12 protein-coding genes are annotated in these 13,706 nt (G+C 57.2%); 7 read left to right on the forward strand and 5 right to left on the reverse strand.

The window, feature by feature from the left end; all coding sequences use genetic code 11:
- Nucleotides 1–74 precede the first annotated feature (74 nt).
- From TH2_RS03300 to TH2_RS03310, 3 genes are all read right to left on the reverse strand, one after another.
- The gene (locus TH2_RS03300) at nucleotides 75–1,454 is read right to left on the reverse strand and encodes an aspartate aminotransferase family protein (protein WP_008888976.1); all 1,380 of its coding nucleotides are present in this window, start codon (nucleotides 1,452–1,454) and stop codon (nucleotides 75–77) included.
- Nucleotides 1,455–1,556: 102 nt separating this feature from the next.
- Nucleotides 1,557–2,603, reverse strand: a complete 1,047-nt coding sequence (locus TH2_RS03305) for a histone deacetylase family protein (protein ID WP_008888977.1) — start codon at nucleotides 2,601–2,603, stop codon at nucleotides 1,557–1,559.
- Entirely contained in the window at nucleotides 2,600–3,304 is a 705-nt protein-coding gene (locus tag TH2_RS03310) for a GntR family transcriptional regulator (protein WP_008888978.1), read from the reverse strand. Before TH2_RS03310 ends, TH2_RS03305 begins: the two co-directional genes overlap by 4 nt.
- A 200-nt stretch (nucleotides 3,305–3,504) precedes the next feature.
- Here TH2_RS03310 and TH2_RS03315 point away from each other — a divergent pair, with 200 nt between their 5' ends.
- The 7 genes from TH2_RS03315 to TH2_RS03345 all read left to right on the forward strand — a co-directional run bounded on the left by TH2_RS03315 (nucleotide 3,505) and on the right by TH2_RS03345 (nucleotide 11,753).
- Complete coding sequence (locus tag TH2_RS03315) at nucleotides 3,505–4,263, forward strand: class II aldolase/adducin family protein (protein ID WP_040822292.1); 759 nt, start codon at nucleotides 3,505–3,507, stop codon at nucleotides 4,261–4,263.
- A 115-nt stretch (nucleotides 4,264–4,378) separates the two neighbouring features.
- Nucleotides 4,379–5,911 carry an ABC transporter substrate-binding protein gene (locus TH2_RS03320; protein ID WP_238538653.1) on the forward strand — a complete coding sequence of 511 codons (1,533 nt, stop codon included), beginning with the start codon at nucleotides 4,379–4,381 and terminating at the stop codon, nucleotides 5,909–5,911.
- 93 nt (nucleotides 5,912–6,004) lie between these two features.
- Nucleotides 6,005–6,982 carry an ABC transporter permease gene (locus TH2_RS03325; protein ID WP_008888981.1) on the forward strand — a complete coding sequence of 326 codons (978 nt, stop codon included), beginning with the start codon at nucleotides 6,005–6,007 and terminating at the stop codon, nucleotides 6,980–6,982.
- Between the two features lies 1 nt (nucleotide 6,983).
- On the forward strand, nucleotides 6,984–7,817 hold the full coding sequence (locus TH2_RS03330; RefSeq protein ID WP_040822295.1) for an ABC transporter permease: 834 nt from the start codon (nucleotides 6,984–6,986) through the stop codon (nucleotides 7,815–7,817).
- Nucleotides 7,814–9,433, forward strand: coding sequence for an ABC transporter ATP-binding protein (locus TH2_RS03335; RefSeq protein ID WP_008888983.1), 1,620 nt, complete (start codon nucleotides 7,814–7,816; stop codon nucleotides 9,431–9,433). Before TH2_RS03330 ends, TH2_RS03335 begins: the two co-directional genes overlap by 4 nt.
- On the forward strand, nucleotides 9,430–10,335 hold the full coding sequence (locus TH2_RS03340; protein WP_008888984.1) for a 2-hydroxyacid dehydrogenase: 906 nt from the start codon (nucleotides 9,430–9,432) through the stop codon (nucleotides 10,333–10,335). Before TH2_RS03335 ends, TH2_RS03340 begins: the two co-directional genes overlap by 4 nt.
- Nucleotides 10,336–10,361: 26 nt before the next feature.
- On the forward strand, nucleotides 10,362–11,753 hold the full coding sequence (locus TH2_RS03345) for an amidase family protein (protein WP_008888985.1): 1,392 nt from the start codon (nucleotides 10,362–10,364) through the stop codon (nucleotides 11,751–11,753).
- Nucleotides 11,754–11,870: 117 nt separating this feature from the next.
- On the opposite strand, the gene TH2_RS03350 is transcribed toward TH2_RS03345, so the two are convergent.
- Complete coding sequence (locus TH2_RS03350; RefSeq protein WP_008888986.1) at nucleotides 11,871–13,076, reverse strand: glycosyltransferase; 1,206 nt, start codon at nucleotides 13,074–13,076, stop codon at nucleotides 11,871–11,873.
- Nucleotides 13,073–13,573, reverse strand: a complete 501-nt coding sequence (locus TH2_RS03355) for a MarR family winged helix-turn-helix transcriptional regulator (protein WP_008888987.1) — start codon at nucleotides 13,571–13,573, stop codon at nucleotides 13,073–13,075. Before TH2_RS03355 ends, TH2_RS03350 begins: the two co-directional genes overlap by 4 nt.
- Between the last annotated feature and the right edge of the window lie 133 nt (nucleotides 13,574–13,706).

The raw sequence follows: 13,706 nt of genomic DNA on the forward strand, positions 1-13,706 counted from the left end.
CGGAGATGGATTTCCCATCTCCGGCTTTGTCATTGGTGCGCTTTGCACGCTACTTTTGCACAGCGATTCTCAGATCACAGCATCCCTTCGGACTTGGCCCAATCGAGCGCCCGGTCAAGCGCACGGCCCAGACGGGCGTGGATTTCGCGCACGTCATCCTCGGTCACGATCAGCGGCGGGCAGAGTGCAACCGTGTCATAGACATTGCGGCAAATAAGCCCTTCCTCGGCGGCAAGGGCCACGACCTTGGCGGCAACCGTGCCCGGTTTACCAAACGGTTGTTTGGTTTTCTTGTCTGCCATCTCAAGGCCCGCAATCAGGCCAACACCGCGAATTTCGCCAATCAGCGGATGATCGGCAAAGGCGCGCAAGCCATCCTGGAACATCGGCTCCAGGCGTTTGGCATTGCCCATCAAATCGCGTTCTTCGATGATGTTGAGGTTTTCCAGACCAACCGCACAGGCAACCGGATGTCCTGTGCCGGTGAAACCGTGGCCGAAATTGCCAAGCTTGGCGGTGTTATCAGCAATCGCGTTATAGACCTTGTCATTCACAACGATCGCGGCAAGCGGCATGTAGGACGAGGTTAGCTGTTTGGATGTCACGAGAATGTCTGGCGTGAAGCCGTATTTTTCACAGCCAAAACGGGCACCGGTCCGGCCAAAACCATTAATGACTTCATCTGAAACAACCAGAATGTCGTACTTGTGGCAGATTTCCACCACACCCGGCCAGTAGCCTTCCGGCGGCGTCATCACACCACCCGCACCCATCACCGGTTCACCGATAAAGGCCGCAATGGTTTCCGGGCCTTCGGCGATGATGGTATCTTCAAGTTCCTTCAAAAGGCGCGCGGTGAATTCGGTCTCGGTCTCGCCCTCTTCGCCATAACGCCAGAAATGCGGGCAGCTCAGATGCGTCACCGGAATGGCCGGAAGGTCAAAGTCCTTCTGGTTGCCGGCAAGCCCGGTCAGCGAGCCCGAGGCAATCGTAATCCCGTGATAGGCCTTGGTGCGCGACAGGAACTTCTTCTTTTCCGGGCGGCCCAAACCGTTATTAAGGAACCAGGCCATCTTGACGACGGTGTCGTTGGCTTCCGAGCCGGAATTGGTAAAGAACACGCGGTTCAGGCCCTCGGGCGTCATTTCAACCAGCTTTTCGGCCAGACGGATCGATGGCTCGTGCGCCTTGTGGGCAAAGCTGTGGTAATAGGGCAGGCGTTTGAGCTGCGCATAGGCCGCATCGGCCAGACGGGTTTCAGAAAAGCCAACCGCAACCGACCAAAGCCCGGCAAGACCTTCGATATATTCCTTGCCTTCGCTGTCGGTGACGCGGGCGCCATTGCCCTCGGCCATGATCATCGGGCCCTTTTCTTCGTGCAGTCGCATGTTGGTGTATGGATGCATCGAATGCGCGATGTCGGACATGTGGAGCGAATTCGGCCGATGGTTCATGTGAAACTCCCGTTCTGATGATGAGGCCCTGATATGGGGCGGCCATTTTGTTCTGCAGTATATGCGGTTGCGATCAAACCCGCCATTGGTGGCTGATGCGGGTCAGTTTCTCTCAAGTGCGGGTATTTTTGCGCCCAAATAACCCGAAAGAAAAGATGTCAGCGACGTGGTCAGCGATGGTGTCAGATATCCACCCTCTTGCACAATAACTGTCGGATAGCCCGCCGCAGCAATTTTTTCACCGGCACGGCGCAGTCCGTCCCAACTGACTTTCATGCCAAGCAACGGGTCGTCTTCGTGGGTGTCCAGCCCAAGGCTGAGAACCAGCGCACCGGGATTGAATTCGGCAATACGGTCAAGGGCAGTATCGATTGCGGCAAGCCATGCGGCGTCTGTGGTGGTGCGAGGCAGGGGCAGATTAAGGTTATATCCTTCGCCATCGCCCGATCCGGTCTCATAGGCAAAGCCGGTAAAGAACGGGTAATAGTCCGTGGGGTCGGCATGGATGGAGGCGGTCAGGACATCGTTACGATCATAAAAGATATCCTGCGTGCCGTTGCCGTGATGGACATCGATATCAAATATGGCGACGCGATCATGTGCGGTCCGCAGGCGTGCGGCCGCAATCGCGGCATTGTTCAACAGACAATGACCGGCGGCAATTTCGGCACTGGTGTGATGGCCCGCCGGCCGACACAGCGCATAGGCCTTGTTATCACCCGCCAGCACGGCATCGGTTGCGGCAATGGCGCAATCGGCGGCGCGCAAGGCCGCCTGCCAGCTGTACTGGCCAATCGGCGCAGACGTATCGCCCATATGCCAGCCCGCCCGGGCCAGAATGGTGTGTGGATAGGATGACGTTGCGGCACGCGGAAAGACGTTGGGGACGACTTCCGGGCCTGCATCAGGCTGTTTTTGCCATTCATCCCAGGCGGTTTCGAGGAACTTTAAAAACCGCTTGGTATGAACGGTTTCAAGCGCTGCCATCGGGGCGCGTCCGGGTTCGGTTACCGACAAGGAAAGCGCATCAAGACCAGCCAGCAAAAGCTTGGCGCGCTCGGCCTGTTCGGCATTGCGCTGGATCTTGCCATAGGTCAGGCGAAAAATCGGATCGTGTGTTTCGGTTTCAGGGGCGTAGAAGCATTTCATGTCGACGTTTTGCCTTCTTCCAGAAGGCGGAACTGATCGATCACGATGCGTTGCGCCTCCGAAATGTGGTAGCGGATCGCCGAAACGGCCTTGGTGGCATCGCGTGCCCGCAGGGCTTCAAGAATCGGTTCGTGTGTTTCTGCAATGCGGGTCGGGTCGTCATACAGCTGCCCGATCAGCATGATGCTGAACTCGGTTTCTATGGCGACCTGTTCGAACACCTGCAGGAATTTCGGGTTGTCGCTGCCAGTACACATCAGCCGGTGAAACTGCATGTCGGCCTCGACCTGGGTGAAAATATCGGCCTCTTCGGTGGCAACCCGGTGAAGCTCGGCGACCTGTGCGCTCAGGGCCTCCTCGATCTCGTCGTTCCAGTTCTGCACCAGACGTTCGACCACGGCCGTCTCGATTGCCAGTCGCAACTCATACAGATCATTGAGCGCCTTTATCGAAACCTGACGCACAAAAAATCCCCGGTTCGGTTCGGACCTCACCAGTCCCGAACTTTCAAGCAACCTTGCCGCTTCACGGACCGGTGCCCGGCTGACTCCCAGTTCGCGGGCGACGACCGATTCGGATAACCGCGCACCCGGTGCAAGCTTTCCGCTGATGATTGCTTTGCTCAGCAACTTGGCAACCCGCTGGACGAGCCCTTCACGATCAATCTGTTGGAAGCCGGAGGACGGCTGTGTCTGTGTCATATGTAAGCCCGCAGAAGGTGGATTTGAATTCTTTGAATTAAGCCCGCAACAGACGCCAAAGAAAGATGCATGACTCCGGTCAGTCTAGGCAACGAATTGTAGATTGTCGACAATTTACTTGACTGCGCCGGGATCATCCCGCAGCCTTGAAGCAATCAAAAAAGCGACATAACGAAAGGGCGGCATTAATGCGCGATGCTATGAGAGATCAATCGATATCCGAAATCCGCCGCGATTTGGCTGCGGCCTATCGGTTGATCGCGCTCGAGGGCATGGATGACGGCATCTACACCCATATTTCCGCACGGCTTCCATCCGGACCGGGGGGCGAGCAACGCTTTCTGCTCAATCCGTTTGGTCTGCGGTTTGACGAAGTCACTGCGGCCAATCTGGTAACCGTCGATGAAACCGGTGCCGTGATTGATGACCCCTATGGTGCGGGGGTGAATGCCGCGGGCTTTACCATCCATTCGGCGGTTCACATGGCGCGCCACGATGCAGTTTGTGTGCTCCATACCCACACGGTCGCGGGTGTGGCGGTTTCATCAAATCAGGAAGGATTGCTGCCGCTCAATCAGTGGTCGGCACAGTTTTACGACCGGATTGCCTTCCATGACTACGAAGGCATTGCGCTTAATCTTGAGGAACGCGCCCGCATTGTTGCCGATCTCGGCGACAAGTCGGTGATGTTGCTGCGCAATCACGGAACGTTGCTTTTGGGGCGCTCGGTGGCCGAGGCGGTCAAGCTTGCCTTGAACCTTGAACGCTCCTGCAAGGCACAAGTGGCCGCGCTGGGAATGGGCCTGACCCCGGTTGTGCTGGGCCATGACGTTGCCGAGCACACCGCATCCCAATACCAGTCGATGTATGATGCTTATGAACAAAAGGGCAAACCAGACCCGGAATGGGCCGCCCAACTGCGCCGGCTTGATGCCAGCGCCCCGGGTTACCTCGGGTAACCTGTGCACCTGGGTCACGCCTGTGGCCTTTGGCTAAACAAAACGTGCGTAACACCAATAAAAACAAGAACCTAAATGCAAAACACAATCAGGGAATGCTATGAAATATTTAAAGGTGACTACTTTTCTCATCGCCGCCGCCCTGGCCTCGCCAGTGGCGGCACAGGAAGCTGGCGGTCGGCTTGATATCGTTGTTCAGCCCGAACCACCGGGACTGATGCTCGGCCTCGTGCAGAATGGCCCGACCCAGCTGGTCGCAGGCGATATCTATGAAAGCCTGCTGCGCTATGACAGCGACCTGAACCCGATGCCGAGCCTGGCCAAAAGCTGGGAAATCTCCGACGACGGTCTGACCTACACCTTCAAGCTCAATGAAGGCGTCAAATGGCATGACGGCGAAGATTTCACCGCCGATGACGTTGTCTTTTCCGCCGATGTTTTCCTGCGTGAAACCCATGCGCGTCTGCGTGCGTCACTCGCCTATGTCAAAAGCATCACCGCCCCGGATCCGATGACGGTTGTCTTCAAACTCAAGGAACCGTTTGGTCCGTTCATCAACGCCTTTGAAAACGGCACCATGCCGATCGTGCCCAAGCACATCTACGAAGGCACCGACTTTGCCAACAACCCGGCAAACGCCACCCCGATTGGCACGGGTCCGTTCAAGTTCAAGGAATGGGTCAAGGGCAGCCACATCCATCTTGTTAAGAACGAGGACTACTATGTCGATGGCCTGCCCTATCTGGATGAAGTCTTTTACCGTGTGATCCCGGATGCGGCTGCCCGTGCGGTGGCGTTCGAGACCGGCGAGGTTGATGTCCTTCCGGGCGGTTCGGTTGAAAACTGGGATATCCCGCGTCTGGCCGAAATGGATGGTGTTTGTGTCACCGAAAAGGGCTGGGAATTCCTCGCACCGCTGGCGTGGATGTGGCTTAACAACCGCGAAGGTCCGACCGCCAACGAGAAGTTCCGTCAGGCCGTAATGTACGCCATGGATCGTGAATTCATGCGCGATGTGGTCTGGAACGGCTTTGGTAAAGTTGCGACCGGTCCGATTGCGTCGAGCACCAATTTCTATTCCGATGACGTGACCATTTATGATCACAACCCGGACAAGGCCAAGGAACTTCTGGCCGAGATGGGCTATGACGGCGAACCTGTCCGCATCCTGCCGCTGCCATATGGTGAAACCTGGCAGCGCTGGGCCGAGGCCGTCCGTCAGAACCTCAGCGAAGTCGGCATCAATGCCGAAATCGACAGCTCTGATGTCGCTGGGTGGAACGAAAAAACGTCCCAGTGGGATTACGACATGGCCTTCACCTATCTCTATCAGTACGGTGATCCGGCCCTTGGTGTTTCGCGCAACTATACCGCCGACCGCATCAAGAAAGGCAGCCCGTGGAACAACGTCGAAGGCTATGAAAACCTGGCACTCGATGAAAAATGGGCCGCTGCTGCGACGATGGTAACACCCGAAGAACGCGAAGCAGCCTATGCCGAAATCCAGAAGGAAATCGTCGATGACGTTCCGGTCGCGTGGATGCAGGAACTGACCTTCCCGACGATCTACCGTTGCAATGTCAACGATCTGGTGACCACGGCCATCGGTATCAATGACGGTCCACGTAACGCCTGGATCAAGAAGTAACATTGCGGGCGGACCGGTTGCCGGTCCGCTCCCTTCTTTTCCTGATTGCCCGCGCTTAGGCGGGATTTCAAATACGGGATGCTACGGGGACCTATGACCATATTCGCTGTCGTGGTGTCGCGGCTATCCAAGGCTATTTTGACCTTGTTGGCCATTGCGATTCTGAACTTTTTCCTCATCCATGCCGCGCCGGGCGACCCGGCTGTCGTGCTGGCCGGTGAAGCCGGTGCCGCTGACGAACAGATGATCGAACAGCTGCGCGAACGCTTTGGCCTCGATCAGCCGCTTTATGTCCAGCTTGGCAAATATGTCGCCGGTATTGTGCAACTTGATCTTGGCTATTCCTTCCGCCAGGGCGCGCCTGTTGCCGAACTTATTGCCGATCGGTTGCCTGCAACCTTGTTGCTGACATTAACGGCCTTTGTCGTCTCGCTGGTTTTGGGTATTGCCTTTGGGGTTGCCGCCGCCGCACGCGTTGGCAAACCGTCTGATACCGTCCTGACCACGATGGCGCTTTTATTTTATGCGACCCCGCTTTATTGGCTGGCCCTTATGGCGGTTCTGGTGTTTTCCGTATGGTTTGGATGGCTGCCGGGCTTTGGCTACGAAACTGTCGGGGCCAATTATACCGGTCTGGAACGCGTCCTTGATATTGGCAGCCACCTGATCCTGCCAGCCCTGACGCTGGGCCTGTTCTTTACCGCGGTCTATATGCGCATGGCGCGTGCATCCATGCTCGAAGTCTCGCAGCTTGATTTCGTCAAAACCGCCAAGGCCAAGGGCCTGTCGGATGCGGTCATTCGCCGTCGTCACATCCTGCGCAATGCCATTCTGCCGGTGGTGACCCTGGCTGGCTTGCAGGCCGGTCAACTTGTCGGCGGGGCGGTTCTGACCGAAACGGTCTTTGCCTGGCCCGGTATTGGACGCCTGATGTTCGAAAGCTTGGCTGCACGTGATTACAACACGATTTTGGGCGTGTTCCTTGTCTCGGCGGCCATGGTCATTCTGTTCAACATCGTGACCGACATTGTCTATCGCATTGTCGATCCCCGTATCGGAGCCCGTAGCTGACATGTGGAAACGTTTCAGAAGCAATATGGGCGCCATGATCGGTGTCGTCTTGCTGATCTCGGTGATTGTCATCGCCTTGATCGCCCCCTTGATCTTCTCCGACGGGCCTTGGCAAATGGTTCAACGCCCGTTCCTCGCCCCCTTTGCCGTTGATGGTTTGCCCCTGGGCACAGATACACTGGGCCGCAATGTGGCCGCACAGCTGGCCTATGGCGCGCGGGTTTCCCTTCTGGTCGGGCTGGTTTCGACCGTGGTTGCCTTGCTGATCGGTGTGCCGTTGGGCGCGTTGGCCGGGTTCTATGGTGGCTATGTCGATGAGGGTGCTATGCGCTTCACCGAGTTTTTCCAAACCATCCCGAACTTCGCCCTGGCCATCGTGCTGGTGGCGATCTTTGAGCCAACCTTGACCTCCATCACCATTGCGATTGCCATCGTCAGTTGGCCGCCCGTCGCTCGCCTTGTCCGGGCCGAGGTCATGTCGGTACGCACCCGTGAATTTGTCGATGCGGCACGTCTGGCCGGTCTTTCCAAACCGCGCATCCTGATCCAGCAGGTGCTGCCAAACACGGTATCCCCGATCATTGTCATGGCGTCGCTGATGGTCGCGACCGCGATCCTGCTTGAAAGCTCGCTCTCGTTCCTTGGCCTTGGCGATCCGAACTCAATGTCATGGGGCTATATGATCGGGGCTGCCCGCACCGTCATCCGCACCAGCTGGTGGCTCAGCTTCTTCCCCGGCATTGCCATCGTGATCACCGTTTTGGCGCTCAACCTGATCGGTGAGGGGCTCAATGATGCCTTCAATCCGCATCTGTCGCGAAAGGGCAAAGCATGAGTGCGACACTGACAATTGAACGGCTGACAATCGGCCTGCCCGAGGGTGCAGATCGCCCCTTCGCGGTCGAAAATGTCAGCTTTGACATCGACAAGGGACAGATCCTTTGCGTGGTCGGTGAATCCGGCTCTGGCAAGTCAATGACGGCCAATGCCCTGATGGGGCTGCTCCCCCAGGGGGTCGAGGTCAAATCAGGCCGGGCCATGTTTGAAGCCCGCGATGTTTTGCGCCTGCCCGAAGTTGAAAAGCAGGCCCTGCGCGGTGCCCAGATCGCCATGATCTTTCAGGAACCGATGACCGCACTCAACCCGTTGATGCGCATCGGTGATCAGATTTCCGAGGTGTTCGCCGCACACGGTCTTTATACCCAGTCCGAACGCCGCAAACGCGCATTGGACCTTGTCCGTGAAGTCGGGCTTCCCGATCCGGAAAAAATCATCCGGGCCTATCCGTTCCAGCTTTCCGGTGGACAACGCCAACGCGCGATGATTGCCATGGCATTGGCGCTGGAACCCAAGCTCCTGATCGCCGATGAACCGACAACCGCCCTTGATGTCACCACCCAGGCACAGATCCTGAAGCTTATTCTTGATCTGCGCAAAAAGCGTGGCATGGCGGTGATGTTCATCACCCATGACTTCGGCGTGGTTGCCGAAATCGCCGATCAGGTGATTGTCATGCGCGAAGGCAAGGTCGTTGAACGTGGTGATGCGGCATCGGTTCTTCATAACCCGCAGCACGACTACACCAAACGCTTGCTCGATGCCATTCCAACCGGAAAACTTCCGGATGCACGCAAACTAAGCGATACACCTGCGCTTGAAATTAAAAACCTACGCAAAACTTTCCGGACGGGTGGTGGATTGTTCAAGCCCGTCCGCGAAGTTCATGCGGTCGATGATGTCTCGCTCACCGTGGCGCGTGGCGAGGTGCTTGGTCTGGTGGGCGAGTCCGGGTCGGGAAAGTCGACATTGGGCCGCACGGCAGTTCGGCTGGTGACGCCGGATGGTGGTCACGTCATGGTTGGTGGCGTTGATCTTGCCGCACTGTCCGAGGAAGAACTCCGCCGTCAGCGCAACAAGGTGCAGATGGTTTTTCAGGATCCCTATGCGTCGCTTAATCCGCGCCAACGGATCATGAGTGCCCTGACCGACGGCCCGATCAACCGTGGCGTACCCAAGGAAAAGGCCCAGGCCAAGGCAAAGGAACTGCTTGAAATTGTCGGCCTTGGTGCCGATGCCGCCATGCGCTATCCGCACGAATTTTCCGGCGGGCAACGTCAACGCATCGGCATTGCCCGGGCACTTGCCATGGAGCCCGAACTGATCATTGCCGATGAAGCCGTCTCGGCACTTGATGTGTCGATCCAGGCACAGGTGCTGGATCTGTTGCGCGATTTGCGCGAACGCCTGTCTTTGTCGATCCTGTTCATCACCCATGATCTGCGGGTTGCGGCACAGCTTTGCGATCGCATCGCGGTGATGCAAAAGGGCAAGCTGGTTGAAATTGGCCGGGTCGATGAAATCTTCCTGTCGCCCAAACAGGACTATACCCGTCAACTTCTCGCCGCCGTGCCCGGTGCGGACTGGGCGCAAACCGAAGAAGTGCCAGCATGATTGGCGTTCTGTCTTGTAGCAAAATCGATTTGCGGGGCATTTACGGCCCGCATTTCGATGCCTTGGCACCCGAACTGGACCTGCGTCTGCCGGGCGAGATTGACCGGCCCGAAGACGTCAGTTTCATGGTCACCTTTGTCCCGGCGCCTGACGCGTTTACGCGCTATCCGAATTTGCGTGCGATCTATTCGGTGGGGGCCGGTATTGATGCCATCATGGCATGCCCGTCCTTGCCGCCGGGTGTGCCGATCCATCGGGTGGAAGACCCGGATCAGGCGCTTCAAATGGCCGGTTTTGCCACCTTCCACGTGCTTTGGCACCATCGCAATATGGGCAATCTTCTGGCCAATCAGAAAATCGCGCATTGGGAACGCCAGCTTACCGGCCTATCACCGCGTGCAAAGCGCATTGGAGTTCTGGGGTTTGGTCTGATGGGGCGCGCGGTGGCAAGGGCACTGGTGGCGCTTGGCTATCCGGTCGCAAGCTATTCCCGATCCGCGCCAAAGCCACCCGAAGACGGGGTAATGCATTATATCGATGGCGCGTTCGATGATTTTCTCGCCCAAAGCGACATTCTGATCAATGTGTTGCCGCTCACCGATCAGACCAAGGGGCTTTTGGGCACAGAAAATCTCGCAAAACTGCCAAAGGGTGCCGCCCTGATCCATCTCGGTCGGGGCGGGCAGGTCGATGAAACCGCCCTTGTTGAGGCCCTTGATCGTGGGCATTTGTCGGGTGCGTCGCTCGATGTGTTTGAAACCGAACCCCTGCCGGCCGGACATCCGCTTTGGCACCATCCCAAGGTTTTCGTCACCCCCCATGTCGCCAGCATTTGCGAACCAAAGGCGACCGTTCTGTCGATCCGCCGGAACCAGCTTCAGTCCGAGCCGATGACAGCTTAACCCCAATCAACAAGGTAGCGCCCCACATGACCAGCGATCCGAATTCCCTGTCTGCCCGCGAACTGGCCCGCCGCATCAAAAGTCGCGAAATGCGCGCCACCTCGGTCATTCGCCAAATGCTTGATCGCGTGGCACGGGTCAATCCGGCCATCAACGCCATCGTTCAGGATTGCGCAGATGACGCCATGCAAGAGGCAGAGCTGCTTGATGCCCGCATCGAGGCCGGGGATGCGGTTGGTCCCTTGGCGGGCGTTCCGGTCACGATCAAGGTCATCTCCGATCAGGCGGGATATGCCACCACCAATGGCACGACCTTGGCCGCCGATCTGATCGCAACCCAAGACAGCCCGTTTTTGCGCAATATGCGCAGCAAGGGCGCGATTGTGATTGGTCGCACCAACACACCGGCTTTTTCCTATCGCTGGTTTACCTCCAACAAGGTGCATGGCACGACGCTTAATCCCCATAACCCGGCCCTTACACCGGGTGGATCATCGGGCGGGGCGGGTGCGGCCACATCGGCGGGCTTGGGGCATATCGGTCATGGTACGGATATTGCGGGCTCGGTGCGCTATCCGGCCTATGCCTGCGGCATTCAGGGATTGCGCCCGACCCATGGACGCATTCCGATGTTTAACCAGACTGGCGGTGATCGTCCGATTGGCGCACAATTGATGGCGGTATCAGGGCCGCTGGCACGCAGGGTTGATGACCTTAGGCTCGGGCTTGAAGGCATGGCTGGTTATTCCCCTGATGATCCCTGGAGTGTGCCGATGCCGCTACGCGGCTCCGATTTTGCCAAGCGTGTTGCACTTGTCACCCACCCCGGGGGCATTGACACCGATCCGCGCATCCTGGCCGATCTCGAACGTGCCGCCGAGATTTTCCGCGCCGCAGGCTGGACAGTCGAAACCCCGGAAATCCCCGAAATCCGCGAGGCCGTCGATCTTCAGATCGACCTCTGGCTTTCGGACGATCACGAAGCCAAACTGAAAGCCGCCCGGGCCGAAGACGATCCGGGCGCGATAGCCCTTCTCGAACACTATGCCGATCGCGCCGCCGCGATTGATAAGGACACGTTTAGTAAGCTCTTCCTGCGCCGCTCCGCCCTGATTCGCGCCTGGCGGGCGTTCCTTGAAAACTATCCGGTCGTCCTGATGCCGGTTTCGGCCGAACTGCCGTTCCGCAAGGACGAGGACCTTGAAGGTCCCGCAACCCTGACCCGCCTGTGGAACGCACAATTGCCGCAAATCGCAATCCCGCTGCTGGGTCTTCCGGCGATTTCGATCTGCTCCGGCGTCGAAAACAACATGCCCTCGGGTGTTCAGCTCGTCACCGCTCCCTGGCGCGAAGACATCTGCCTGACCGCTGGCGAGGTGCTTGAACAGGGCTTCGGTCTGCCACAAATGACGATGTGATTACTGTTCGTCTGATGTGCTGGTTAAGTAATCATCTAATTTAGCTTGAAGCGGATATGCAAAAGCCAAAGGTGACGTAAGTTTCATCTTTGGCTTTGCTTTTGGCATATGATGCCGTCATCGGCTTTTTCTGCCAGACGCCATATTCTCGATCAGGGTCGTTTGCCGATCCAAACACCGTCGAAGGTCAAAGTGATTAAGGATCGTCTTGCGGGCCCGTTCACGCAGGGGTGTCAGGTCGTCACGATGGGTAAGACAGAATGCCATCTTGATTGCCAGTGCATCACTGTCCCAGAAATCGGTCAGAAATCCGTTCTGTCGATCGCGGATCATGTCGTGACACGGGCCTGTGTCCGAGGCGATCACAGGCGCACCGCACGCCATGGCTTCCAGCACCGACCACGACAAAACAAACGGATATGTAAGGTAAACATGCAACGAACTGATCTGGTACATCCGGATCAGTTGGTCATGGGGGATCTGGCCCAGAAAGTGGATGCGTGACGGATCAATCTGCGTTTCTGCCATCATCACATCACGCCAAGTCCGCCCGTCCTTTCGGGCCTGTCCGTAACTGACGCCATCGCCCCCGGCGATCACGAACTGCGCATCGGGGTTTTGCTGGGCCAGTTTGGCGGCTGCACGCATAAAGGTCGGAAACCCGCGATAGGGTTCAAGATCGCGCGCGACATAGGTAATCACCTGATCACGCGCGGTAAGGACCCGCCCATCGGGCAAGGTCAGGCTGGCGTTCGGATTTGGTTGGCAACGGTGGGTATCAATCCCGTCATGGCAAACGCCGATCTTGTGGTGATAGGCCGCTGGAAATGCCGATTTCTGCCATTTGGTCGGGCTGATCGCGGCATCAAGCTGATCAAGTGTCGTCAGTTGGGCCGCATTACGCACGCGAAGCTGCGCGCGTTTCGCCAGCGTGATCTCATCATCCGGATCAAAGCCGACGTCGCGCCCGATGGCGTGATAATAATGTTCGCAATAACCGATCAGGGGTGTTTTGGGCAAAACGTCGCGGGCGAACATCATGCTGCCCCAACCGATATGGCCGTAAACAATGTCCGGTGCGCCTTCTTCGCGCACAAGGCTTTCAAGGGTTCTGGCGGCCTTAAGTCCCACATCCTGATGATATTGCGCAAACGGTATGGCAGGCGGTGGGGCTGTGACAGGCTGGCGGAGTGTCCGGATACCGGGCAGGCGCACATTCATTGCTTCGCACAGGAAGGAAACCTGCCATTCGGCATCGGCCAGATGGCAGGCAAGATGTACAAACTGTCCCGGTCCATGACGATGAACGAGGACAATTTTCATCGTCTGTTTCGTGCCTCCTGCACGGCGACGGACCCATTAATGGGAACACCCCCGTATCTGAGGGTCTGTGTCCAGAATTCTTCCAGTCTGCGCAACGTACGCAGCGCTGTTTCCATCTCCTGCTGGTCTTCAAGATTGTTGGTCAGGGCGTCGTGATATTCTTCGTGGAATTCGTGCAATGCCTGACAGAGTTCATGGCCCTTTTTGGTCAATTTCAAACGGGCAGAACGCCTGTCCCGCGCCATGACCTGACGTTCGACATAACCCGATTCCGCGAGCTGTTTAAGATTATAAGACGCGTTTGAACCCATATAGTGGCCACGATCAAGAAGATCGCGCACCGAGAGTTCATCTTCGCCAATGGTAAAAAGCAGCGCCACTTGCGCCGGGCTGATGTCATCCTTTCCGAGTCGAATGAGATCTACCCGTAACAAATCCGCAAACCGCCGATAGATCCGCTCGACGGTATTTGCCAGTTCAAGATGAGTGACGGTCATGAGTTTCGATCCGTTATCTGGTCCCAAGCGAGAGTTGATGCCAAGGCGCGATTGCCCTGACACAAATTTCGTATTGGGGAAGATAACAAGACGTTGTTCTTGAACAATTTTTCCGAACGCCTCTTTCTTCCCG

This window comes from Thalassospira profundimaris WP0211, assembly GCF_000300275.1.
GTDB classification, from domain to species: Bacteria; Pseudomonadota; Alphaproteobacteria; order Rhodospirillales; family Thalassospiraceae; genus Thalassospira; species Thalassospira profundimaris.